This window comes from Xanthomonas vasicola pv. musacearum NCPPB 4379, from assembly GCF_000277895.2.
Classification (GTDB): domain Bacteria; phylum Pseudomonadota; class Gammaproteobacteria; order Xanthomonadales; family Xanthomonadaceae; genus Xanthomonas; species Xanthomonas vasicola.
In genome coordinates this window covers 1,543,158-1,566,335 of sequence record NZ_CP034655.1, presented here as the reverse complement: position 1 = coordinate 1,566,335, position 23,178 = coordinate 1,543,158, and the positions used below count along the sequence as shown (strand labels likewise).

The 23,178-nt window shown below is 62.6% G+C and carries 22 protein-coding genes; 19 read left to right on the top strand and 3 right to left on the bottom strand.

The genetic code is table 11. The features are described 5' to 3' along the window. Positions 1 to 50: 50 nt before the first annotated feature. The 15 genes from KWO_RS07350 to KWO_RS07275 all read left to right on the top strand — a co-directional run bounded on the left by KWO_RS07350 (position 51) and on the right by KWO_RS07275 (position 15,886). Complete coding sequence (locus KWO_RS07350) at positions 51 to 509, top strand: SUF system Fe-S cluster assembly regulator (RefSeq protein WP_010369303.1); 459 nt, start codon at positions 51 to 53, stop codon at positions 507 to 509. Between the two features lie 15 nt (positions 510 to 524). Further along, positions 525 to 1,982 carry a Fe-S cluster assembly protein SufB gene (sufB, locus tag KWO_RS07345; RefSeq protein ID WP_010369301.1) on the top strand — a complete coding sequence of 486 codons (1,458 nt, stop codon included), beginning with the start codon at positions 525 to 527 and terminating at the stop codon, positions 1,980 to 1,982. Positions 1,983 to 2,140: 158 nt separating this feature from the next. Next, a complete protein-coding gene (gene sufC / locus KWO_RS07340) occupies positions 2,141 to 2,905 on the top strand; it encodes a Fe-S cluster assembly ATPase SufC (RefSeq protein WP_010369299.1) in 765 nt (254 codons plus the stop codon). Continuing rightward, positions 2,905 to 4,167: a Fe-S cluster assembly protein SufD gene (sufD, locus tag KWO_RS07335; protein ID WP_010369297.1), complete on the top strand. Its 1,263-nt coding sequence runs from the start codon at positions 2,905 to 2,907 to the stop codon at positions 4,165 to 4,167. The genes sufC and sufD overlap by 1 nt, the downstream gene beginning before the upstream one ends. After that, positions 4,164 to 5,408 (top strand): cysteine desulfurase, encoded by a 1,245-nt coding sequence (locus tag KWO_RS07330; protein WP_010369296.1) that lies wholly within the window; start codon positions 4,164 to 4,166, stop codon positions 5,406 to 5,408. The genes sufD and KWO_RS07330 overlap by 4 nt, the downstream gene beginning before the upstream one ends. 286 nt (positions 5,409 to 5,694) lie before the next feature. Further along, positions 5,695 to 6,234, top strand: a complete 540-nt coding sequence (locus KWO_RS07320; protein WP_010369292.1) for a GNAT family N-acetyltransferase — start codon at positions 5,695 to 5,697, stop codon at positions 6,232 to 6,234. After that, positions 6,231 to 6,560 (top strand): non-heme iron oxygenase ferredoxin subunit, encoded by a 330-nt coding sequence (locus KWO_RS07315; RefSeq protein ID WP_010369290.1) that lies wholly within the window; start codon positions 6,231 to 6,233, stop codon positions 6,558 to 6,560. Before KWO_RS07320 ends, KWO_RS07315 begins: the two co-directional genes overlap by 4 nt. 344 nt (positions 6,561 to 6,904) lie before the next feature. Continuing rightward, positions 6,905 to 9,223 (top strand): TonB-dependent receptor, encoded by a 2,319-nt coding sequence (locus KWO_RS07310; RefSeq protein ID WP_017112582.1) that lies wholly within the window; start codon positions 6,905 to 6,907, stop codon positions 9,221 to 9,223. Positions 9,224 to 9,278: 55 nt separating this feature from the next. Beyond that, positions 9,279 to 9,965, top strand: a complete 687-nt coding sequence (locus tag KWO_RS07305; protein ID WP_010382119.1) for a Fe2+-dependent dioxygenase — start codon at positions 9,279 to 9,281, stop codon at positions 9,963 to 9,965. After that, entirely contained in the window at positions 9,958 to 10,716 is a 759-nt protein-coding gene (locus tag KWO_RS07300; RefSeq protein WP_010369277.1) for a tetratricopeptide repeat protein, read from the top strand. Before KWO_RS07305 ends, KWO_RS07300 begins: the two co-directional genes overlap by 8 nt. A 7-nt stretch (positions 10,717 to 10,723) precedes the next feature. After that, complete coding sequence (locus tag KWO_RS07295; RefSeq protein ID WP_010369276.1) at positions 10,724 to 11,365, top strand: PepSY-associated TM helix domain-containing protein; 642 nt, start codon at positions 10,724 to 10,726, stop codon at positions 11,363 to 11,365. A gap of 22 nt (positions 11,366 to 11,387) precedes the next feature. Next, the gene (locus tag KWO_RS07290; RefSeq protein WP_010369275.1) at positions 11,388 to 11,903 is read left to right on the top strand and encodes a DUF2271 domain-containing protein; all 516 of its coding nucleotides are present in this window, start codon (positions 11,388 to 11,390) and stop codon (positions 11,901 to 11,903) included. Positions 11,904 to 12,085: 182 nt separating this feature from the next. After that, positions 12,086 to 12,889 carry a DUF4198 domain-containing protein gene (locus KWO_RS07285; protein ID WP_010369272.1) on the top strand — a complete coding sequence of 268 codons (804 nt, stop codon included), beginning with the start codon at positions 12,086 to 12,088 and terminating at the stop codon, positions 12,887 to 12,889. 205 nt (positions 12,890 to 13,094) lie between these two features. After that, positions 13,095 to 14,069 (top strand): FAD:protein FMN transferase, encoded by a 975-nt coding sequence (locus KWO_RS07280; RefSeq protein WP_017112581.1) that lies wholly within the window; start codon positions 13,095 to 13,097, stop codon positions 14,067 to 14,069. Beyond that, positions 14,066 to 15,886 carry a flavodoxin domain-containing protein gene (locus KWO_RS07275; RefSeq protein ID WP_010382116.1) on the top strand — a complete coding sequence of 607 codons (1,821 nt, stop codon included), beginning with the start codon at positions 14,066 to 14,068 and terminating at the stop codon, positions 15,884 to 15,886. The genes KWO_RS07280 and KWO_RS07275 overlap by 4 nt, the downstream gene beginning before the upstream one ends. Positions 15,887 to 16,123: 237 nt before the next feature. Here the strand turns inward: KWO_RS07275 and KWO_RS07270 are convergent, their stop codons facing one another. After that, positions 16,124 to 16,930: a HutD/Ves family protein gene (locus tag KWO_RS07270; protein WP_017112580.1), complete on the bottom strand. Its 807-nt coding sequence runs from the start codon at positions 16,928 to 16,930 to the stop codon at positions 16,124 to 16,126. Positions 16,931 to 17,371: 441 nt separating this feature from the next. Beyond that, positions 17,372 to 17,746, bottom strand: a complete 375-nt coding sequence (locus KWO_RS07265) for a ComEA family DNA-binding protein (RefSeq protein WP_008572623.1) — start codon at positions 17,744 to 17,746, stop codon at positions 17,372 to 17,374. Between the two features lie 157 nt (positions 17,747 to 17,903). On the opposite strand from KWO_RS07265, the gene KWO_RS07260 reads away from it, so the two are divergent. From KWO_RS07260 to murU, 4 genes are all read left to right on the top strand, one after another. Continuing rightward, the gene (locus tag KWO_RS07260) at positions 17,904 to 19,397 is read left to right on the top strand and encodes a M20 family metallopeptidase (RefSeq protein WP_010369257.1); all 1,494 of its coding nucleotides are present in this window, start codon (positions 17,904 to 17,906) and stop codon (positions 19,395 to 19,397) included. Between the two features lie 514 nt (positions 19,398 to 19,911). Beyond that, positions 19,912 to 20,184 (top strand): GlsB/YeaQ/YmgE family stress response membrane protein, encoded by a 273-nt coding sequence (locus KWO_RS07255; RefSeq protein WP_010369256.1) that lies wholly within the window; start codon positions 19,912 to 19,914, stop codon positions 20,182 to 20,184. A 57-nt stretch (positions 20,185 to 20,241) separates the two neighbouring features. Continuing rightward, positions 20,242 to 21,261 (top strand): aminoglycoside phosphotransferase family protein, encoded by a 1,020-nt coding sequence (locus KWO_RS07250; RefSeq protein WP_010382108.1) that lies wholly within the window; start codon positions 20,242 to 20,244, stop codon positions 21,259 to 21,261. Then, on the top strand, positions 21,258 to 21,968 hold the full coding sequence (murU, locus tag KWO_RS07245; RefSeq protein ID WP_010369254.1) for an N-acetylmuramate alpha-1-phosphate uridylyltransferase MurU: 711 nt from the start codon (positions 21,258 to 21,260) through the stop codon (positions 21,966 to 21,968). The genes KWO_RS07250 and murU overlap by 4 nt, the downstream gene beginning before the upstream one ends. Positions 21,969 to 22,370: 402 nt before the next feature. Here the strand turns inward: murU and KWO_RS07235 are convergent, their stop codons facing one another. Further along, complete coding sequence (locus KWO_RS07235; protein ID WP_113623584.1) at positions 22,371 to 23,132, bottom strand: IS5 family transposase; 762 nt, start codon at positions 23,130 to 23,132, stop codon at positions 22,371 to 22,373. Between the last annotated feature and the right edge of the window lie 46 nt (positions 23,133 to 23,178).

Below are 23,178 nucleotides of genomic sequence, written 5' to 3'. Positions count from 1 at the left end.
CTGCCTTGCTGGAAAGAGTACAATTTCGGTCCGCTTTCGGATTCGCTCCCATGTTGCGCGTCACTAAACTCACTGATTACGCCACTGTCGTGCTGACCGTCCTGGCGGCACACTGCGATCAGGTGCTCAGCGCAAGCGAGTTGGCCGAACAGGCCGGCCTGGAAGCACCGACCGTCAGCAAGATCCTCAAGCCGTTGTCGCAAGCAGGTCTGGTTGAAGGCTTACGTGGCGTACACGGCGGCTACCGGCTTGCGCGTGCTGCCAGCGACATCACCCTGGTGGAGATCGTCGAGGCGATGGAAGGCCCGTTGGCGATCACCGAATGCAGCCAGGACCACAGCCAGTGCGGCATTGCGCAGCGCTGCGGCGTGCGCTCGAACTGGCGCCTGATCAACGACGTGGTCGGCGATGCCTTGCGTCGTGTCACGCTCGCGCAAATGTTGCAGCCCCTCTCCCTCCCTGGTGACAGCCGTCGGCGCTCCATCGCCGCGCGCGTCGCGACCACCTGACCTGTAGGCAGCCCAATGGCCACCGAACTTGCTCCTCCGCAGAACGCCGAGATCCTCGAACGGCTGGGTCGACGTTACGACGCCGGCTTCATCACCGAGATCGAATCCGACTCGCTCCCGCCCGGTCTGGACGAAGACATCATCCGTGCGTTGTCGGCCAAGAAAGACGAGCCGCAATGGATGACCGACTGGCGTCTTGAGGCCTATCGTCATTGGTTGAAGATGCCGATGCCGGAGTGGGCGAAGCTGCAGATCTCGCCGATCAACTTCCAGGCGCTGAGCTATTACTCCGCGCCCAAGGGCCCGAAGTACGCCTCGCTGGACGATGTGCCCAAGGAACTGCTGGACACCTACGACAAGCTCGGCGTGCCGCTGCACGAGCGCGCCAAGCTGGCCGGCGTGGCCGTGGATGCGGTGTTCGATTCGGTCTCGGTCGGTACCACCTTCCGCAAGGAGCTGGCCGAAAAGGGTGTGATCTTCTGCTCGATGTCCGAGGCCATCAAGGAGCACCCAGAGATCGTCAAGCAGTACCTGGGCAGCGTAGTGCCGGTGGGCGACAACTATTTCGCCGCCCTCAACTCGGCAGTGTTCTCCGACGGCAGTTTCGTGTTCATCCCCAAGGGCGTGCGTTGCCCGATGGAATTGAGCACCTACTTCCGCATCAATGCCGGCCATACCGGCCAGTTCGAACGCACCTTGATCGTGTGCGAAGACCAGGCCTACGTGTCGTATCTGGAAGGTTGCACCGCACCGATGCGCGACGAAAACCAGTTGCATGCAGCGGTGGTCGAGCTGGTGACGCTGGAAGATGCCGAAATCAAGTATTCGACCGTGCAGAACTGGTACCCCGGCGACGAAGAAGGCCGCGGCGGCATCTATAACTTCGTCACCAAGCGTGCCGAATGCCGTGGCGCGCGCAGCAAGGTGACCTGGACCCAGGTCGAAACCGGCTCGGCCATTACCTGGAAGTACCCGTCGTGCGTGCTGATTGGCGACGACTCGGTGGGCGAGTTCCATTCGGTTGCGCTGACCCATCATCGTCAGCAAGCCGACACCGGCACCAAGATGATCCACATCGGCAAGCGCACCAAGAGCAAGATCGTCAGCAAGGGCATCAGCGCCGGGCGTGGCCAGAACACCTATCGCGGCCTGGTCAAGGTGGACCGTAATGCCGATGGCGCACGCAACTACACGCAGTGCGATTCGCTATTGATCGGCAAGCAGTGCGGCGCGCACACCTTTCCCTATATCGAGGTGAAGAATCCGGGCGCCACTGTCGAGCACGAGGCCACCACCTCCAAGATCAGCGACGACCAGCTGTTCTACTGCCGCGCGCGCGGCATCAGCCAGGAAGATGCGGTGTCGTTGATCGTCGACGGCTTCTGCAAGCAGGTCTTCCGCGAGCTGCCGATGGAGTTCGCGGTAGAAGCCAAGAAGCTGCTGGAAGTCTCGCTGGAAGGCAGCGTCGGCTGACGCGCCTACCCTTCACCCCCGGGAGAAGGTGGCGCGCAGCGCCGGATGAGGGTACGAGCGAAGCATCGTGCACCCGACCGCGCAACGCCTGGCCCGTACCCTCACCCCAACCCCTCTCCCGGTGGGAGAGGGGCTAAAAGAATCTGATGGAAAATCCCATGCTCACAATCAACAACCTCCATGCCAGCATCGCCGGCAAAGACATCCTCAAGGGTCTGTCGCTGGACATCCAGCCCGGCCAGGTGCACGCCATCATGGGGCCCAACGGCGCGGGTAAATCCACGCTGGGTAATGTGCTCGCCGGCCGCGACGGCTATGACGTCACTGCGGGCACCGTGCAATTCGAAGGCAAGGATCTGCTCGATCTGCCGCCAGAAGAACGCGCCGCCGCCGGCCTGTTTCTGGCCTTCCAGTACCCGGTGGAAATTCCCGGCGTCAACAACACCTATTTTCTGCGTGCCGCGCTCAATGCGCAGCGCAAGGCGCGTGGCGAAGATGAGTTGGATTCGATGCAGTTCCTCAAGCTGGTGCGCCAGAAGCTGGCCGTGCTGCATTTGAAGGATGAGCTGCTGCATCGCGGCGTCAACGAAGGGTTTTCCGGCGGCGAAAAAAAGCGCAACGAGATCTTCCAGCTCGCCGTGCTTGAGCCCAAGCTCGCCATCCTGGACGAGACCGATTCCGGCCTGGATATCGATGCACTCAAGAGCGTGGCCGACGGCGTCAACGCGCTGCGGTCGCCGGAGCGTTCGTTCCTGGTCATTACCCACTATCAGCGCCTGCTCGACTACATCAAGCCAGACGTGGTGCATGTGCTGGCCGAGGGGCGTATCGTGCAGAGCGGCGGCCCGGAACTGGCGTTGGAACTGGAAAAGCACGGTTACCACTTTTTGAAGGACCGTGTGGTGCCTGAGGTTGCCGCCTGATGAGCGCCCTGCTCGATTCCCTGGCACGCGGCTTCAGCGGCGACGATGCCCGTCGTGCCGAGCTCGATGCCGCGCTGCAAACTGGCCTGCCCGGCCCGCGTGCCGAAGCCTGGAAGTACACCTCACTGCGGCAGCTTGAACGTCGCAGCTTCCAGCCCGCTCCGCTGGTGCCAGCACTGGTGGATGCTGCCGCGCTGGACGACATCCCATCGCCGCGTCTGGTATTCGTCAATGGTCGCCCGTCCGAAGCGCTGAGCGACCTGTCCCCCTTGCCGGATGGCATGCAGCTGGACACCTTCTCGGCGTCGCTGGCCGCAGGCGATGACGCACAGCAGTTGCTGGGCCGCCGCTTCGACGGCAGCGACGAAATCTTTGCGCGCCTGAATGCTGCGCTTGCCGACGAAGGCGTGCTGGTGCGCGTGCGCGACGGTGCGCAGATCGAGCTGCCGCTGCATTTGGTGTTCGTCAGCGTGACCGGTGAGCACGACCTGTCCTGGCATCACCGCCACTTGATCGAAGTGCGTGCCGGCGCTGCGTTGCAGGTGGTCGAGCATCATCTGCACGTGGGCGACGCCGCACATCTGGAAAACAGCGTGATGCATGTGCATCTGGCGCAGGACGCAGCGCTCTCGCATGCGCGCATGCAGGCCAATAGCGCGCATGCCACCTCGTTGCTGCGGACCGACGCAGTCCTTGCGCGCAACGCGCGCTACCAGCGTGTGGACCTGGAGTTGGGTGCAGGCCTATCGCGGCACGAACTCAACGTCCGTCTCGAGGGCAGCAATGCGCAGCTCACCGCCAATGGCGTGCTGCTCGGCAATGGCCGCCGGCAGGTCGACACGCGCCTGGGCATCGAGCACATTGCGCGCGACACCGCCTGCGAACTGGTATGGCGCGGTGTGGGCGCAGACCGTAGCCGCGTGGTCTTCCATGGCGGCATCCGCATCCGCGCAGGTGCCGACGGCACCGATGCGCGGCTGTCCAACAAGAATCTGCTGCTGTCGTCCAACGCCGAAATCGATACCCAGCCGGTGCTGGTGATCGATGCCGACGAAGTACAGGCTGCGCACGGCGCCACGGTCGGGCAGCTCGACGACAACGCGTTGTTCTACCTGCGCTCGCGGGGGTTGCCGCAGGAAGAAGCGCAACGCTTGCTTAGCGCGGCGTTCTGTCACGAGCCCTTGCGCGTACTGCCGCCCGCCTTGAGCGCCGTGCTGGCACTGCAGCTGGACCGTGCGTTGAACTCGGCAGGCGTGGCATGAATATGCCCGCCGTCCCGCACAGCGTGGCGCCCGATTGGGACCGCGTACGCCTGGATTTTCCGCTGTTGATGCGGCAGGTACATGGCAAGCCGCTGATCTATTTCGACAACGCCAACACCGGCCAGAAGCCGCTGCAGGTGATTGCGGCCACCGACGAGTTCTATCGCCGCCAGAACGCCAACGTCAGCCGTGCCGTGCATGCGTTGGGTTCTGAAGCCACCGATGCGTTCGAAGGCGCGCGCAGCAAGCTCGCGCGTTTTCTCAACGTGCGCGCCGACGAGCTGGTGCTGTGCAGCGGCACCACCTTCGCGATCAATCTGGTGGCCTATTCATGGGCATTGCCGCGCCTGGGCGCAGGCGATGTGATCCTGGTTTCGCGCATGGAGCACCACGCCAACATCGTGCCGTGGCAGCTGGTGGCACAACGCACTGGGGCCACCATCCGCGTGGCCGAAATCACGCCCGATGGCGCGCTGGATCTGGATGCATTGCGCAAGGCAATGACGCCGGAGGTGAAGCTGCTGGCGATTACCCACGTCTCCAACGTGCTGGGCACGGTCAACCCGGTGCGCGAGATCTGCCGCGAGGCGCGCAAGCGCGGCATCGTCACCGTGGTGGACGGCTCGCAGGCGGCACCGCATCGGCGCATCGATGTGGCCAGCATCGGCTGTGATTTCTATGCCATCACCGGCCACAAGATGTGCGGGCCCACCGGCACCGGCGCGCTGTGGGCACGTCGCGAACATCTGCAGGCGATGCCGCCATTTCTGGGCGGCGGCGAGATGATCAAGGAAGTCAGCTTCGAGAACACCGTCTTCAACGACGTACCGCACAAGTTCGAAGCCGGCACACCGAACATTGCCGGTTTCATCGGCCTGGGTGCGGCAGTGGATTACCTGGAGTCGGTCGGGCTGGCGCACGTGGAAGCGCGCGAAGCCGAGCTGCTCGCCCACTTCACCGAAGAGCTGCAGCGCATCGATGGCCTGCGCATCTTCGGCACCACGCCCGACAAGGCCGCGGTGGTGTCGTTCCTGATCGACGGCGCACATTCGCACGATTTGGCCACCCTGCTCGACCTGGAAGGCGTCGCAGTGCGCTCCGGCCAACACTGCGCGCATCCGCTGCTGCAGTACTACGGTGTCGCCGCCACCTGCCGCGCCTCGCTGGCGTTCTACAACACGCATGACGAGATCGAGCGCTTCGTTGCCGCTTTGAAGAAGGTGAGGACGCTGCTTGGGTAAGTGGTAGACCCTTCAATGCGCTGCGCCGTCGCAGTTCCTTCTCCCGCCGGGACATTGTCCTCCTTCATGGGGGAGCAGGTGCCACGAAGGGGCGGATGAGGGTACGTGCGAAGCCTGGCGTTGTTCGACTGCACGAGCGCTTCGCTCCGTACCCTCACCCCAACCCCTCTCCCGAGGGGAGAGGGGCTTGCTCAACAGATCCTGCGCGCACCGAACTAACTGGCGTGCATATCTGATGCAACCGCTCAAGCTTCAGCGATTCCCGATTCCCGATTAAACTGCCCCTATGCAGACCACCACTTTCCGCACCGCCACCGTCGATGACATCGACGCCCTTGTCCTGCTGGTGACCTCGGCCTATCGCGGCGACAGCAGCCGCGTGGGCTGGACCACCGAGGCGGATATTCTCGATGGCGCGCGTATCGACCCTGTAGTACTGCGCGAAGATATTCTGCGCGAGCGCAGCCTGGTGCTTCTGGTCGAACAGGATGGGCGCCTGCAGGCCTGCGCGCATATCGCCGACGACCACGGCGCTGGGTATTTCGGCATGTTTGCAGTCGATCCATCGCTGCAGGGCAGCGGGCTCGGCAAGACGCTGTTGGCCGAGGCCGAGCGCATTGCGCACAGCGAATGGCAACTACCGATGATGCGCATGACCGTCATCGATGTGCGCAGTGAACTCATCGCCTTCTATGAACGCCGCGGCTACCGCCGCACCGGTATCGTCAAACCCTTCCCGTATGGCGACGAACGCTTCGGCATTCCGCTGCGCCAGGATCTGCGTTTTGAGGTGCTGGAAAAACAGTTGAACGGGCCAGCGCCGTGAGCGACACCTGGACCTTTGTCTGCGCCAGCGACGCATTGCTGCCCGGTGAAATGCGGACCGTCTGGGACGAGGTCACCGACGCGCCGATCGTCGTGTTCAACCTCGATGGCGCGCTGTATGCGCTGGAAGACCGCTGCAGCCACGAAGACTACGAATTATCGCCCGGCACCTTCGACCCTGTTGCCGGCATCATCGAGTGCCAGTTGCATAGCGCACGCTTCGATATCCGCGACGGTCGTCCATTGTGCGCGCCCGCCTACACCGCCGTGCCGAAATTCCCGGTCAAGCGCGAACACGACGGCATCTGGACGCGCGACGACCGCTAAGCGGGCGCTTTCAAGCATGTGGTGCACGCTAGAGACCGCCACGGCGCAGCTGGCGGCAGCGTCGATTAGCACATATTGCAAAGAAGAATGATTTGCATTTAAGATCGCGCCCTTAAGGCCTTCTTAACAACTGGCCTGCCTGCGATCTCATGCACTTAGCGCTGCTCGACTCCTGCTCCGTTCATTCCCCTTGCTGTGCCTTAGTGCGCAGCGCTTCGGCATGTCTGGGATATGCGTCGGTCGGCAAAGCATTTTGAGTTAGCCGGCGCAGCGTCCAACGCATCACATCCCGCATCCGCCAAGCCATCGCCAGGTAGGAACCTCGCACTTCTTTGAGACCTTCCATGACTCCTCGCACTTCTCCGCTCGCCTCGGCCGTATTGCTGACGCTGTCCGCCCCCGCTTTCGCCCAACCTGACGATGCGCCGGCGCCTCCGGGAGCGGTGGAGCTGGATGCAATCCGGGTGCAGCAGGAACGTGCGCAGAAGCCGTCCTCACCCAAGTACACCGAGGCGCTGCGTGACACGCCGCAGACCATCACCGTGGTCACCAAGCAGACCATGGACCAGCAGAATCTGCTGTCGCTGCGCGATGTACTCAGCACCCTGCCCGGCATCACCTTCGGTGCGGGCGAAGGCGGCGGCGGCTACGGCGACAGCATCAACCTGCGCGGCTTCACCGCCAGCAGCGACATCACCACCGACGGCGTGCGCGACAGCGCGCAGTACAGCCGCAGCGACACCTTCAATCTTGAGTCGGTGGAGTTGATCAACGGCGCCAACTCGGCCATGTCCGGCGCCGGCTCGGTGGGCGGCAACATCAATCTGGTCACCAAGACCGCCGGCCAGGGCAACTTCACCAACGTCATGATCGGTGGCGGCAGCGACCGCTACGGTCGCCTCACTGCCGACAGCAATTACGATTTCGAAAACGGCACCGCCGTGCGTTTGAACGCGATGGGCCACACCCAGGACGTGCCCGGCCGCGACGAGGAATTCCGTCACCGCTGGGGCTTTGCACCGTCGGTGGCCTTCGGGCTGGGCTCAGACACGCGCTTCACACTGAGCTACCTGCACCAACACGACAACAACCTGCCGCAGTACGGCGTGCCGTTCGCGCTCAGCCCGTTCAACGACGGGCCGTTGGCGGGCGTGGACCGCGAGACCTATTACGGCTATCGCAATGTGTCGCGTCAGGAAATCGATGTGGACATGCTCACCGGCGTGCTGGAAATGGACTTCAACGACAACGTGAAGCTGCGCAGCCTGGCGCGGCTGCAGCGCGTGGATCAGAGCACCACCGCCACTGCACCGGAAGGCACCTGGTGCCTGCCCAACAACACCAACGCCTACACCGGCCGTGCGTGCGTCGGCCAGCCGCCCTCCACGTGGAATCCCAACAGCGGGCCGCGCGGCCTGGTGCGCGACACCGAAAATTTCATCGCGCATAGCCAAACCGATCTGACCGCCACGCTGCACACCGGTGCGATCGAGCATCGCGTGGTCGCTGGCGTGGCCTTCAGCAAGGAAGACTTCGAACTGGATAGCGGCACGATCTTCCGCAACGCCGACGGCTCCACCACCGGCATCACCTACCCGCTGCAATCGTTCGACAATCCGTACAACATCTGGACCGGCCCGCAGAACTATTTCCGCACCGGCCACAGCAAAGGCAGCCTGACCAATCAGGCGCTGTACCTGTTCGACACGCTGCAATTCAACGAGCAATGGATGCTCAACCTGGGCGGCCGCTACGAGCACAACAAGGGCGACACCACCACCTACACCGTCAATGCCGCTGGCGGTATCACCGGCGTGACCGCGGGTTTCCCTGCCGGTAGCAAGGACGATCTGTTTTCGTATCGCGCCGGCTTGGTGTTCAAGCCGGTCGAAAACGCCAGCCTGTATCTGTTCTACGCCAACAGCAAGACGCCCTCCAAGGCCTCAGTCAACGGCTCGTGCACGCCAATCGCCACGGCCACCGTGGGCGCCAACTGCAATATCGAACCGGAAAACGCCGTCAATATCGAACTGGGCGGCAAGTGGGACGTGTTGAACGAGCGTCTGGCGTTGACCGCAGCGGTGTTCCGCAACGAGCGCGAGAACTACAAGGTCAATAGTGGCGACCCGCTGATCCCCGAACAGGTACTGGACGGCAAGGCGCGCGTGGATGGTATCGCGCTGGGCGCGGCCGGCTATCTGACCGACCGCTGGTCGATCTTCGCCAACTACACCTTCCTTGATAGCGAAGTGCTGCAGAGCGTCTCCAACCGCACCGCCAGCCTTACCGGCGACCCCATCGCCGGGCGCGAGTTAGTGCAGACCCCGCGTAACGCCGGCAATCTCTGGACCACGTATCAGCTCAACCAGTGGACCTTCGGCTACGGCGTCAACTACCAGGGCAGTTTCTATCCGAACAATACCTCGACTGCGGTGTATCGCAAGACCGACGCGTATTGGGTGCACCGCGCAATGGTCGGCCTGCGCGTCAACGAGTGGCTCAGCCTGCAGTTGAACGTCAACAACCTGTTCGACAAGGTGCACTACACCAGTATCCGCAACAACCTCACCGTGAATGCTGCTGGCACCGTCACCGCCGGCAGCGGCTGGGCGTTGCCAGGCGATGGCCGCTCGGCGGTGTTGAACGCCACTTTCAGTTTCTAACCTCTGGCACGTCGTCCGCCTCGCGCGGGCGGCGTGGAGACAACCGGACAACCGCATGTTGCTGCCCATTCCCGATGTTCTCAGCCCCGCACAGCTCAGCGAGTTGCGCGCACGTCTGGATGCAGCCGACTGGGCAGACGGACGCATCACTGCCGGCCATCAATCGGCGCAGGCCAAGGACAATGCGCAGCTGCCCGAAGACAGCGCCATCGCGCGCGAAGCCGGCGCGCTGGTACTGGAGGCACTCTCGCGCAGCAGCACATTCTTCTCGGCGGTATTGCCGCGGCGTATCTATCCGCCGCTGTTCAATCGCTACAGCGGCGGGCAGTCGTTCGGGTATCACGTCGACAATGCGGTGCGTTACGACCGCAGTCGTGGCGGCGCCGATCCGGTGCGTACCGACGTCTCCGCCACACTGTTTCTCAGCGACCCAGACAGTTACGACGGTGGCGAGCTGGTCATCGAAGACACCTACGGCACGCAGTCGGTCAAGCTGCCGGCAGGGCACTTGGTGATCTACCCGGGCACCAGCCTGCACCGGGTCATGCCGGTCACACGCGGCGCGCGCGCGGCGTGTTTTTTCTGGACGCAAAGCATGCTGCGCGATGCGGCGCAGCGCCGCCTGTTGTTCGAACTGGATGTCTCGATCCGCCGCCTCACCCAAGACACGCCCGGCCATCCTTCATTGATCCAGCTCACCGGCGTGTATCACAACCTGTTGCGGCAATGGGCCGATGTCTGAGCCGGCGCTGGACCTCGCGCAGCTGACCGCGTTGCTGCGCACGCAACCGGAACAGGCACGCGCGCTGTTGCACAAAGCCGCTGCGCGCCAGGACGTGGGCGCACAACTCCTGCTCGCGCAGATGTACGCCGAAGGACGCGGCATTGCCGCAGATCCGGCCGCGGCGATGCTGTGGTACGAAGTGGCTGCCAACGCCGGCCACGCGGAGGCGATGAATCAGCTGGGCCGTTGCCATGAGTTGGGTTTCGGCACGGCCATCAACGCGATGCTGGCCGTGTTGTGGTATCGCCGCGCCGCCGAACTTGGGCTGGATTGGGGCATGTACAACCTGGCGCACATGTACGCCTCCGGGCGCGGCGTGGCGCAGGACCACACGCAGGCATTGGCGCTGTATCGCCGTGCGGCCGAACGCGGACATGCCAAGTCGATGAACTTCCTGGCGCGCTATCTCGATCAAGGGCTCGCTTGCGATGCCGATCCGGTAGCCGCACGCGCCTGGTATCAGCGTTCTGCCGAAGCTGGCGATTTCCGCGGCCAGGCCGGCTACGCCACGCTGCTTGCCGACAGCGGCGAGCTTGATGATGCCGAACAGTGGATGCGCCGCGCCATCGCAGGTGGTCATGCCGGCTTTCTGCACCAGCTCACGCCGTTGCTGGCCGGCACGCGCCATCCACGCCTGCATGCTTTACTGCACGAGGTGGCCGCACAACAGCTGCAACTGCAGCCTCGCGTCCCCGCAGACGTGGCTTGAGCGAAGCATGTCGACGTCAAACGATACTTCCCTCGCCACCGCACAGCAGCGCCGCGGTTTCTGGCTGCGCATGCTGCATCAATGGCACTGGATCAGCTCGGCGCTGTGTCTGATCGGCATGCTGCTGTTTACGATCACCGGGCTGACTTTGAATCACGCCGCACGTATCGAGGCCAGCCCGTCGACCGAACAACGCACGCTGACACTGCCGCCCGCGCTACTGCAGACGCTGGGCACGCGGCAGGACGGCAACGCACCGCTGCCGCCGCGCGTGGCGCAATGGCTGGGGCGCCAGCTCGATATCAGCGTCGGCACACGCGACGGCGAATGGTCGGCCGACGAGGTGTATATCGGGCTGCCGCGCCCCGGCGGCGACGCCTGGCTGAGCCTGGACCGTGCGACGGGCGCAATCGAATACGAGCGCACATCGCGCGGCTGGGTCGCCTATCTCAACGATCTGCATAAAGGCCGCAACGCCGGGCCGGCCTGGGGCTGGTTTATTGATGTGTTCGCCATCGCTTGCCTGGTGTTTTGCATCACCGGCCTGTTCCTGCTGCATCTGCATGCGCGCCAGCGGCGCATGACCTGGCCGCTGGTCGGCCTGGGCGTGCTGATTCCATTCCTGCTTGCCCTGCTATTGATCCACTGACTTTTGCCTAACGGAGACGATCATGCGCGCCACCTTGACGATCGCCTTGAGCGGCCTGCTCGCCATGCCGGCGTATGCAGCCACGCTCGACATCAACGTCGAAATTCCCAAGCTCAATGTCGCCGAATACCACCGCCCGTATGTGGCGATCTGGCTGGAAGGCGCAGACCAGAAGGTCGCCACCAATCTGGCTGTCTGGTATCAATCCAAGGACACCGCCGAAGGCCATGGCACCAAGTGGCTGCCGGATCTGCGCCAGTGGTGGCGCAAGAGCGGCCGCACTCTGACCGTGCCGGTCGATGGCGTGACCGGCCCTACCCGTCCGGCCGGCGCACATGCGCTGTCGTTCTCGGACACCAAGGGCGCATTGAAGTCGCTGCCTGCAGGGCAATACACGCTGGTGGTGGAAGCTGCACGCGAAGTGGGTGGCCGCGAACTGATCAAGGTGCCTTTCACCTGGCCGGCGACCTCGGCACAGACAGCAAAGGACAGCGGCAGCAGCGAGCTCGGTGCAGTCAGTCTGATTGCAAAGCCCTGAGCGCTGCGTTGCCGTTCGTATCTCTCCAGCACGTCGCTTTTAATTTTGTAACGCACACGTTGCGCGTTTGCGCCAATTCCTGCAGCTCTAATCAATCGTCTTCCACGCATCCACACAGCGCTGCAGTCTGGCGCTGATCGGACACGTGACCCATCGTCGCCATCGTCTTTCAAGGAGTTGTCATGAAACGCTCACTCGTCCTGGGCGCCCTGCTCGCCGCACTGCCGCTCAACGCACTCGCTCACAAGGCCTGGTTGCTGCCGTCGCAGACCGTCATCGCCGGCGAAGCGCCGTGGATTACGGTGGATGCCGCGGTCTCCAATGACCTGTTCTATTTCAACCACGTGCCGCTGCGCTTGGACAACCTGAGCGTCACCGCACCCGATGGCAGCGCGCTCAAGCCGGAGAACCCGGCCACCGGCAAGTACCGCAGCGTGTTCGACCTGCAGCTCACCCAGCCGGGCACCTACAAGCTCACCATCATCAACGCCGGCCTGTTCGCCAGCTGGAAAGAAGACGGCAAACCCAAGCGCTGGCGCGGCAACGAAAACAGCTTCGCTACTGAAGTGCCAAAAAATGCCAAAGAGCTGCAGGTGTCACAATCGCTCAATCGGGTGGAAACCTTCGTCACCCGCGGCGCACCCACGACCACCGTGTTCAAGCCTAGCGGCAAGGGCATTGAATTGATTCCGGTCACACATCCAAATGATCTGGTCGCTGGCGAATCCGCGCAGTTCACCCTGCAGGTGGACGGCAAACCGGCCGCCGGGCTGGAGATCGAAATCGTACGCGGCGGCACCCGTTACCGCGATGCGCAGAACGAGATCAAGCTCAAAACCGATGCCAAGGGTGGCTTCAGTGTGACCTGGCCAGAGGCGGGGATGTACTGGCTGGAAGTGACCAGCGAAGACGCCAAGACCTCGCTGCCGCAGGCCAAGCAACGGCGTCTTGGCTATGTCGCCACGCTGGAAGTGCTGCCGCAATAAGAGCAGCGAAAACTGCCGCGCTTATCGACAGATAGGCGTGGAAAGTGCTCGGTGCGGCAGGAACCACTCGTCCGCTGCGATTCCTTTGCGCCATCACATCGCCCGTCGAGCACTCGCTACTTTTTAGCCACGTTAAGCTGCCAGACGCGGCAGGAACCACATGTTTGCTGCATCCTGCTGCTTTCCGCACCTACACGATCACGCCATGCCTGCAGCGCCTTCCGCCGACCACGACATCGCCACCCTGGGCGGCCGCAGCATGGGCACCACCTGGAGCGTGAAACTGGTGGCGCCCCGCGGACGCGACCTGCATCCGCTGCATGCATGCATCCAAGCCGCACTGGATCGTGTCGTGGCACAGATGAGCACCTGGGAAGCCGAATCAGATATCAGTCGCTACAACCGTGCGAAGGCTGGTCATTGGCAGACATTGCCCGCAGAGTTCCATGCGGTGCTGCGCGCCGCGCTGGACATCGCCCAGGCCAGCGGCGGCGCTTTCGACCCCACCATCGGCCCGATGGTCGAGTTGTGGGGCTTTGGCGCCTCCGGCGGCCGACAACGCGTGCCCTCGCGTGAGCAGATCGCGCTGGCCAGCTTGCGGTGCGGCTGGCAGCGTCTGGATCTGGACGGCATGCGCGTACTGCAACCTGGCGCAGTGGCATTGGATCTGTCGGGAATTGCCAAGGGCTTCGGCGTGGACAGCGTGCACCACGCGCTCGTGCAGGCCGACATCACCAGCGCGTTGATCGAAGTCGGCGGCGAATTGTTCGGCTACGGCCGCAAGCCCGATGGCAGCGCATGGCGCGTGCTGGTCGAATCGGCACCCGACGAAGACGCCAGCGTGGCATTGCCCTCGCGCGTCCTCGCGCTGGATGGCCTGGCAGTAGCCACCTCAGGCGATCGCTGGCACCGCTTCGACGCCGATGGCATCCGTTATGCGCACACTTTCGACCCGCGCACCGGCGCACCGGTGCCGCACGCGCCTGCAGCCGTCACCGTGCTCGCACGCGAGGCCATGCACGCCGATGCCTGGGCCACGGCAATGACCGTGCTCGGCGTCGATGCCGGACTCGCCTATGCACACGCTGCGCAACTGGCGGTGCGCTTCCTCTGGCGCAGCAACAACACGCTCCATGAATCAATGAGCCCAGCGTTCGAACAGCATCTGGCTGCTTCATGAGTCTTGCAATACCACGCGCCCAGTTCGGCAACGGGCTTGTAGTGCTTGCACTGATAGCGCTGCTCCCATGGTTCGGCAGCTTGTATAACGGCGCGTGGTGGAGTCCGCCAACGCCGCATCGCTGGCAACTGGCTGCACTCGCCGTGGCGGTGTACGCCGCGCTGTGCCTGATCGTCGCTTGGCGCTCGCGCACGCGCGTCACCGCGCAACGGGGCGAGGCCAGCGGCATATTGATTGCCTGGGCAAGCCAGACCGGTTTCGCGCGTGAACTGGCCGAGCGCAGCGCCGCTGCGCTGCAATCGGCAGGCGTGGGCGCATGCACACTGCCGCTGGACGCGGTGGATGCCAGTGAACTCGCGCGCGTGCCGCGGCTGTTGTGCATCGTCAGCACAACCGGCGAAGGCGATGCACCAGACCACATGCAGGCTGCCGAGCGCGGCTGGCTTGCGGGCGACAGCCAGGATCTGGCCGCGGTGCGTTACGCCGTGCTAGCGCTTGGCGACCAACGTTATGCGCAGTTCTGCGCGTTCGGCCGCCGCCTCGACAATCGCTTGCAAGCGCGCGGCGCAACACCGTTATTCCCGCGCATCGAGGTCGACAACGCAGACCCACGTGCGCTGCAACAGTGGCAGCGACAGCTGGTGGAACTGACGCCCACACTTGCAGCGCAGCCGCCTTGGAATGTACCGACTTATTCGGACTGGGAACTGCGCGAGCGTGTCCACGTCAACCCCGGCAGTGCCGGCGCACCGATCTATCGGCTGCGGCTGACGCCTTGCAATGGTGAATTACCAACGTGGAAAGCAGGCGACATTGCCGAGATCGCGCCACAGCATCCAGCCGCTACGGTGGATGCCTGGTTGCAGCACCATCAGTACGATGGTGCGCAGCGTATCGAAAACCGCACGCTGCGCGAATGGCTTAGCGGCTCACAGCTTCCTGTGGGCTTGGCTATGGAACTTGATGTAGAGATGGCTGCGCGTGGGAAATCAGCTGACAAGCTAGAAGCAAAAATAATCGCAAAGGTTGATGTCGTGGGTCTAGCCACGAGCAACGCAAATGGAGCTGTATATGCACATGCGCATACACATAAACATACACATGCGACTGAAATCGTAATTGCGAATGCGACTGCCATTACGGATATATCTTCAGGTATCGGTAGCGCATCACCACTGGACACAGCAACGCTGGTGCGGAACCTGGTCGCCCTACCTCATCGCGACTATTCGCTAGCCTCAATTCCCGATGAAGGTCATGTCGAACTGCTGGTACGCAAACACCACAACAGCGACGGCAGCCTGGGCCTGGGCAGTGGCTGGTTGTGCGTGCACGCACCGATCGGCGCACCGATTGCATTGCGCTTGCGCAGCAACCCCGGCTTTCACCCGCCTGCACCGGACCAGCCCATGCTGCTGATCGGCAACGGCACCGGCATCGCCGGCCTGCGCGCACATCTGCGCGCACGCATCGCTGTCGGCGCGCGACGCAACTGGTTGGTGTTCGGCGAACGCAACGCTGCGTACGATGCACTGTACGCAGACGAACTACAGCACTGGCAACAGACCGGCTGGCTCGAACGGCTGGACCGCGTGTATTCGCGCGACCAAGATCAACCTGCACGCTATGTGCAACACGCACTGGCTGCGGCCGCCGCCGACGTGCGCTTGTGGGTCGAACAAGGTGCCTGCCTCTACGTCTGTGGCAGCTTGCGCGGCATGGCGCCTGAAGTAGACAACGCGCTAGACAATATTCTGGGGGCATCCGTCAGAAAGCAGCTGCTACACGACGGCCGCTACCGGCGCGACGTGTACTGACCCGCCGTACACCCGCCACCAGACCTTTCACGCCAATGATCGGCCAAACGCGCGTCGACGCCATGGCCCGTCCAGCACACCCTCGACATAGACACCGGCCCGCTGGCCTTCGAAAAAACACGGTCTACAAACCGCGGGCAGACGCACATTCAAGATTTCCAGACTGCACACGAGCGATACGGGCTTACTGCTGGGGATCTGCCACAGGCAGGACCGAGTTAGCGGCATCCGTTAGGCTCAATGTTCCGGCAGCGGACTCACCCGAATCGCCAACAATTCGCCACCGCCGTCAAGCACATAGCGGGTACGCGTCGCTGCGCTCAGCCACGCGGTATCGCCAGCCGCTAACGGCGGCAAACCGCCATCGCGCCCGAAGCTCGCCTGGCCGGCAAGCAAGTGAATGGCCCAGGCGCTACCGGGGTCTGCAAAGAACAACATGGTGCCGACCAACGGACGATGCAGCAGCTCGGTCTGCAGCAAGTCGCGCCGCCACATCAGATTGAAATCCTGGGTTGGCCCGTCGAGCAGCGTCGCGTGCACCGTCTTTTCGCCGGCAAATCGCACGCGTTGATAGGACGGCAATAAATCCACGCAGCGCCCACCGTCCGCAGGGTGTGCAACAAGACGCTCGGCACTGCGTAATACTTCACCGACGTCAGCACGTTCGCCGAGACTCTCCGCGCCAAGAGCATCCGAATCGCCAATCTTCCAGGCAGCGGCACTTGCAACGGTTTCGGTTTCTTCGGTGCTGACATTGGCGCCAGAACTCGCACTGGCATGGGTACCGGTATCGGCATCAGCATCGCGATTGCCGAACGTCAAGCGCATGCCATTGCCACGCAGCAACACCAACTCACGATCGATGCCTGCAAATGCGGAAAACGCAGCATCCTGCTCGATTTCGGCGATCGAAAGGCGCAACGCCCATTCGTCCGTGTCACCCAGACGCAGGATCTCGCGGGTCCAACCCAATTGATTGCGCCACCGCTCACGGCGGTACTCGGTGGCCGGAATCACCCGGCTGCTCAGGTCTGTCAGCTGCATCGGCGCATTGTGCCTGAAAGCGCTCGACCGACGACCACGCTCTTTTGTTGCCGGACGGACTGCCTGCATCAGCAAAGCCATCCCTTAGCGAGGCGGATCTTTGACAGCTAAAAGCGAGCGAGTAACAGAACGGCCGCCACTCCGATGGACGGAACACCGTGAGTGCCCCGTACGGAATGATCCTTTCGAACACTGGGCTCTATGGCGACATCCCCACCAGCCTGACACTTGTTTGCCAAGTGTTGCAGACGGTCAAACACCCTGTCGCTGCGTAACCCAAGTCTCTTCAACGCCCAAACGAAAAACGCCCGGCTGCACATCCAAGTGCAACACCGGGCGATTCCACGTCCTTGTCGGCTTCCAGCCATCCCCCGGACATCCTGTCCAGTTAGGTTGCGGCCACGCATCCTCGCGTCGAACCGTATCTCGGATCCCTTCCCCTTAACGCCGTCCCACCGGTTTCACCGCCGCCCCCTTGGCAGCCTTCTTGGCGGGAGCCATCGTGGCTCCTACTTCGATCAGGTCACGATTCCGTTCGACCGTCTTGAGTCCGATGCCCTTGACCAGTGCCAGTTCCTCGGCACTTTTGAAGGGACCGTTTGCCTGACGGTGCTCGACGATTGCCTCGGCCTTTGATCGCCCGACATTCATCAGCACCTTGTCCAATTCCTCAGCAGACGCGGTGTTGATATCGACCTTGTCGAGTGCATACGCATTCGAGGACAACAGCAACGCCAGTAGCAGGGACTTCAGGACTACGGTAAATGACTTCATTGCAACGCTCCTTGTGGCTTGGGTGATGGTCCTAGCCAGCATTCCTGCCGGCGGAGCCAGTGTCCCGCGCCACGTGCAGCAATCCTATCGCCAACGAACTTTTCACACAGCAGGTGAACTGCGCGCCGCCTTGTAGGGAAATACCTACCCCCTAGCGCAGGCGTAGAATCTTTGATTACGTCACGCATTCGGAGCCTTCATGGACAGCGCCAAGATCGACCAATTCATCAGCGATACCTGGGACCGCGAGATCGTCCCGCAGCTGGTCGATTACATCCGTATTCCCAACAAGTCACCGATGTTCGACGCCGATTGGGTGGCTCATGGCTACATGGAGCAGGCGGTCGCGTTGATGGAAACCTGGGCGCGCGCCCAGGCCATCGACGGCATGCAGGTCGAGGTGGTGCGCCTGGAAGGCCGCACGCCATTGATCTTCATCGAAATTCCGGCCACTGGCCCTGAATCGGGCGACGACACCGTGCTGCTGTACGGTCACTTGGACAAGCAGCCGGAGATGTCCGGTTGGGATGCCGACCTCGGCCCTTGGGAGCCGGTGTTGCGCGACGACAAGTTGTACGGGCGTGGTGGCGCCGACGACGGCTACGCGATCTTCGGGTCGCTGGCCGCGATTCTCGCGCTGCGCACCCAGGGCCTGCCGCATGCGCGCTGCGTGGTGCTGATCGAGGCCTGCGAAGAATCCGGCAGCTACGACCTGCCGGCCTATGTGGACCATCTGGCCGAGCGCATCGGCAAGCCATCGCTGGTGGTGTGCCTGGACTCGGGCTGCGGTAATTACGAGCAGCTGTGGTGCACGACCTCGCTGCGCGGGCTGACCGGCGGCAACCTGACGGTCAAAGTGCTGGAAGAAGGCGTGCACTCGGGCGATGCCTCGGGCGTGGTGCCGTCCAGCTTCCGCCTGCTGCGCCAGCTCTTGTCGCGCATTGAAGACGAAACCACCGGCCGCATCCTGCTCGACGGCCTGCATGTGGAGGTGCCCGCCGAGCGACTGACGCAGGCAAAGGCCGCAGCGGCCACCCTGGATACCGCGATCTTCGACAAGTTCCCGATGGTCGATGGCTTAGTGCCGATGCATGAGGATCTGACCGAGCTGGTGTTGAACCGCACCTGGCGCCCGGCGCTGTCGATCACCGGCGTGGACGGCATGCCACCACTGGCGTCGGCAGGCAATGTGCTGCGCCCGCAAACGGCGGTGAAACTATCGCTGCGACTCCCGCCAACGGCGGACGGCAAGGCCTGCGGCGAGTTGCTCAAGCAGGCATTGCTGCGCGACCCGCCCAACGGCGCACAGGTCACGCTGGAGTTGGAAAAGGCCTCGTCCGGCTGGAATGCCCCGGCCATGGCAGCGTGGCTGGAAAAGGCCATCGACGACGCCAGCCAGGCATTTTTCGACAAGCCGGCGATGTACATGGGCGAAGGCGGCTCGATTCCGTTCATGGGCATGCTTGGCGAAAAATTCCCCGGCGCGCAGTTCATGATCACCGGCGTGCTCGGCCCGCATTCCAATGCGCATGGGCCGAACGAGTTCCTGCACATTCCGATGGGCAAGCGCGTGACCGCTTGCGTGTCGAAGGTGATTGCCGACCATCACGCTGCTTGTCTGCGCGGCGAAACCAGCGGCTCGCCGGTGGCTGCCGATAGCGGCACCCGTCATGGTGGGCATGGCTGCTGTTGAGTTGACGGCCTCATTGGTGCGTGCCGCTGGCGCGCATCGATGAATGAGAGGTTGGCGTGTTGAGCGCGGGTGCGTAGATCGTTTGGCTGCTAGCCCGGTTAGCTGGTTTTGGCGCCCAAGCTCGCCGTTGCAACTTGGGTGCCTAACTCATGCATCGCCTCTGGTCTAGCACCCTCATCCCACCCCTCTCACGAGGGGAGAAAGACCAGCAATTACTCTTGTTCGCAAGAGCATTTAGTGCTGATCGGCCTGGCTCAGCACTGATGTCTTCCGCATACATCTCACCGGCAACGGTTTCCCGAAAAGGTCTCTTTCCTTGAAAGACGACCTACCAGCTGGGAAGCCAATTTATCTATCAGATGACTTGCCTGAAGCTAGGAGCGCTTGGCAGCGGAAGCCGAAGACCACGCCTTTCTGAAGACAATGCATCGGCGCGGTCACTCCAGCGCCCGCTGCGCTAGGCAGTGACACCCGAAATGCTAGTCTGCCGATCCCGTCCACCTCCGGTGCTGCAATGAATCATCTATTTGGTAGCGACAGCTGGCTCTACATTCTGCTGGTCGGCTTCATGGTCGGCCTGCTGGCGCGTTTCATTACGCCGGGTACGCAACGCCTGGGCTGCCTGTTGACGATCGTGCTCGGCATTGCCGGTGCCGTGGTCGCTAGCTGGTTTGGCCGCCACATGGGTTGGTACCGCGCGGGCGAGCCGGCCGGTTTCCTTGGAGCGTTGCTCGGGGCGATTGCGATCCTGGCGTTGTTGCGGTTGTTCAGCGGCAGCAAGCGCTAAGCGCTTCACTGCGCGTCTGATCTGTTTACCCATCACTTCATGATACCCAATCGATCCATGACGTCACTTCATCCGGATACCGCGCGCGACGCGCTTCGTTTGCATTGGGCACAACACGCGCTCGACGATCCACAGGCGTCGCTTCAGCGCGCGTCGGTCGATGCGGGGTTTCGCAGTTATTGGCGCACGCGCGGGCACGGTGTGGATCGCATCTTGATGGATGCGCCGCCACAGCTGGAAAACGTTGCGCCGTGGCTGCGCATGCATGCGCTGTTGGGCGCACATGGCGTGCGCGTGCCGCAGGTGCTTGCCCAGGATCTGGAGAACGGGTTTTTGCTATTGGAGGACCTGGGCGTGCCAACGCTGGCACAGGTACTCACTGACGCCAACGCCGACGACTTGCTGGATGGCGCGATCAGCCAGCTGCTGTTGCTGCAACAAATTCCACCACCTGCCGATAGCGGCGTGTTTGGCGAAGCGCTGCTGCAGCGCGATGCCGGTTTGTTCGAAGAGTGGTTTTTAGGCCGCCACCTGAGCGTACAGCTGGACTGCGCCCATGCCGAGCAGTTGCAATTGGTGCAGCGCCGTTTGATGGACAACGCGCTGGCGCAGCCGCGCGTGTTTACCCATCGCGATTTCATGCCACGCAATCTAATGCCGGTGCCCGATGGCCCGGCGGTGTTGGACTTTCAGGATTGTGTCATTGGCCCGATCGCCTACGACCCGATCAGTCTGTTCAAGGACACCTCGGTAAGTTGGCCACTCGCCCGGGTAGACGGTTGGCTGCAGCACTATCACGCACGTGCATCTGCGGCAGGATTGCCGGTGCCGCCGCTGGCGCAGTTTCTGCGCGATGCAGACTGGCTGGGCGTGCAGCGACATCTGAAAAACCTGGGCATTTTCTCGCGTCTGAGCCATCGCGATGGCAAGCATTGGTATCTGGATAATGTTCCGCGTTTCATCGCGTATCTGGAAGAAGTACTGCCCCGTTACGCCGAGCTGGCGCCGTTGATCGGTTTGCTGGACGAGGTAATCAAGCCGGCGCTGGCTGCGCGTGCGCAGCAGGCGACGACATGAAGGCGCTGATCTTTGCCGCAGGGTTCGGCGAGCGCATGCGCCCGCTGACCGAGCGCACACCCAAGCCGCTGCTGTCGGTCGGTGGCACGCCGTTGATCGTGTGGCATCTGCGCAAATTGGCGGCGCTGGGCGTAGACGAGGTGGTGATCAACACCTCGTGGCTGGCCGAGCAATTTCCACACGTTTTGGGCGACGGCAGCGCGTTCGGTCTTCGCCTGACCTATTCGTATGAAGGTGCGACGCCGCTGGAAACCGGTGGCGGCATGTTGCATGCGCTGCCGCTGTTGGGCGATGCCCCATTTCTGTTGGTCAACGGCGACATCTGGACCGATTTCGATTTTGCCCGTCTGTCGCATGCCCCCGAAGGGCTGGCGCAGCTGGTGCTGGTGGATCAACCCAGCCACGCAACGCGCGCAGACTTTGCGCTGGAGGCGGACGGCAAAGTGCGCGCAGATCTGCCCGCGACACTGACCTATTCCGGCATCGGCATGTATCGCCCGGCGCTGCTGCGCGATTGGCAAACTGTCATTGGTCAATTGCCAGAGCAGCACGGCACGGCACCGCGGTTTGCGTTGGCGCCGATCCTGCGTGCGCAGATGGCGGCAGGCTTGATCGGTGGCATCCACCACTCTGGACGCTGGACCGATGTCGGCACGCCGCAGCGGCTGGCCGAGCTGGATGCACAGTTGCAGCGCGACAGCAGCTGATCGCAACTTTGCTGTTCTAACTCTGGTGATCATTGGCTGGTTGCTTGTTGAAGAACAGAGGCACCGCGCAAGCGTATTGCTAGTTGCTTATTGAGAAGGTTGCGCACCGACCAACCTGACTCGTCCTTGCCCGCCTCACCATCGCGGGACCCTTGGCGGCATGATGCCACCACGGAGCTTACAGGGACGTACTTGCAGCGTGTCCCGCGATGGTGGGCGGGCAAGGGCCCTGCAGCAACGTTAAGACCCTGAGTGCGCGGTGACCTCACCAGACAGTGCGCTGGCTGCTCTATTGAAGAATCACTACACCGCGTCGCGCGATTTGCTGGCTGCGTTATTGAGAGCCATGCGCACCGAGCGATCTCGGTGAGGCCTTGCGGCCAAGCCACAGATTAGGGCCTGTTAACACATCCGAAGCCCATCAACGGTGAGCACAAAGCTGAGGAATCCAAGGAACATGACGTCCAGCTTCTCAAAGCGCGTGAAAATCCGGCGGTAGCCCTTCAAGCGACGGAACAGCCTCTCCACTTCGTTGCGCCGCTTGTACATGTGTTGGTCGTGCTCCCAAGGATGGACCCGATTGGACTTGGGTGGGACGACCGGCACGAAACCAAGATCGAGCGCCAACTGGCGGGTTTCATTGCCTTCGTAAGCGCGATCCATTAGCAGATGAATCGGCCGCTTCACTTGCCCCAAATGTTCAAGCAATGCCCGGCCTGCTGGTGCGTCATGTGCGTTGCCAGGCGTCAATCCGAACGTGATGGCTGTTCGAGCATCTGCAGCAACCATATGAATCTTGGTGTTCCATCCGCCGCGGGATTTGCCAATCGCCTGTGGGCCTTTTTTTAATGCGCCAGTGCCATCCGGATGCACCTTGATGCTGGTGGAGTCCAGCGAGACCGCTTCGATTTTGATGCGCACGATCTGGCAGGTCTGCAATTGGGCGAACATCCGATCCAGCACACCGGACTTAGCCCAACGGTTCATGCGTGTGTACACCGTATGCCAGTTGCCAAAGCGCTTGGGCAGACCGCGCCATTTGCAGCCGTGCTCTGCGACGTAGAGGATGGCGTTGACCACCTGCAGATTGGTCATGCTGACATTGCCGCGCTGCGCAGGTAAGCAATGTTCGATGAGGGCAAATTGTGCTGGCGTGATCTCCATGTCCAATAGTTTAATCGCCCGAGCCATTAGTGTTAACAGGCCCTAG

Bases quoted from the DNA above. Each gene is read 5' to 3' on its own strand.
- KWO_RS07255 (WP_010369256.1), top strand. From the start codon at position 19,912: ATGAATCATCTATTTGGTAGCGACAGCTGGCTCTACATTCTGCTGGTC.
- KWO_RS07350 (WP_010369303.1), top strand. From the start codon at position 51: ATGTTGCGCGTCACTAAACTCACTGATTACGCCACTGTCGTGCTGACC.
- KWO_RS07310 (WP_017112582.1), top strand. From the start codon at position 6,905: ATGACTCCTCGCACTTCTCCGCTCGCCTCGGCCGTATTGCTGACGCTG.
- KWO_RS07330 (WP_010369296.1), top strand. From the start codon at position 4,164: ATGAATATGCCCGCCGTCCCGCACAGCGTGGCGCCCGATTGGGACCGC.
- KWO_RS07250 (WP_010382108.1), top strand. From the start codon at position 20,242: ATGACGTCACTTCATCCGGATACCGCGCGCGACGCGCTTCGTTTGCAT.
- KWO_RS07280 (WP_017112581.1), top strand. From the start codon at position 13,095: ATGCCTGCAGCGCCTTCCGCCGACCACGACATCGCCACCCTGGGCGGC.
- KWO_RS07320 (WP_010369292.1), top strand. From the start codon at position 5,695: ATGCAGACCACCACTTTCCGCACCGCCACCGTCGATGACATCGACGCC.
- KWO_RS07290 (WP_010369275.1), top strand. From the start codon at position 11,388: ATGCGCGCCACCTTGACGATCGCCTTGAGCGGCCTGCTCGCCATGCCG.
- murU (WP_010369254.1), top strand. From the start codon at position 21,258: ATGAAGGCGCTGATCTTTGCCGCAGGGTTCGGCGAGCGCATGCGCCCG.
- KWO_RS07265 (WP_008572623.1), bottom strand. From the start codon at position 17,746: ATGCTGGCTAGGACCATCACCCAAGCCACAAGGAGCGTTGCAATGAAG.
- sufD (WP_010369297.1), top strand. From the start codon at position 2,905: ATGAGCGCCCTGCTCGATTCCCTGGCACGCGGCTTCAGCGGCGACGAT.
- KWO_RS07285 (WP_010369272.1), top strand. From the start codon at position 12,086: ATGAAACGCTCACTCGTCCTGGGCGCCCTGCTCGCCGCACTGCCGCTC.
- sufB (WP_010369301.1), top strand. From the start codon at position 525: ATGGCCACCGAACTTGCTCCTCCGCAGAACGCCGAGATCCTCGAACGG.
- KWO_RS07270 (WP_017112580.1), bottom strand. From the start codon at position 16,930: ATGCAGCTGACAGACCTGAGCAGCCGGGTGATTCCGGCCACCGAGTAC.
- KWO_RS07260 (WP_010369257.1), top strand. From the start codon at position 17,904: ATGGACAGCGCCAAGATCGACCAATTCATCAGCGATACCTGGGACCGC.
- sufC (WP_010369299.1), top strand. From the start codon at position 2,141: ATGCTCACAATCAACAACCTCCATGCCAGCATCGCCGGCAAAGACATC.
- KWO_RS07305 (WP_010382119.1), top strand. From the start codon at position 9,279: ATGTTGCTGCCCATTCCCGATGTTCTCAGCCCCGCACAGCTCAGCGAG.
- KWO_RS07235 (WP_113623584.1), bottom strand. From the start codon at position 23,132: ATGGAGATCACGCCAGCACAATTTGCCCTCATCGAACATTGCTTACCT.
- KWO_RS07295 (WP_010369276.1), top strand. From the start codon at position 10,724: ATGTCGACGTCAAACGATACTTCCCTCGCCACCGCACAGCAGCGCCGC.
- KWO_RS07300 (WP_010369277.1), top strand. From the start codon at position 9,958: ATGTCTGAGCCGGCGCTGGACCTCGCGCAGCTGACCGCGTTGCTGCGC.
- KWO_RS07275 (WP_010382116.1), top strand. From the start codon at position 14,066: ATGAGTCTTGCAATACCACGCGCCCAGTTCGGCAACGGGCTTGTAGTG.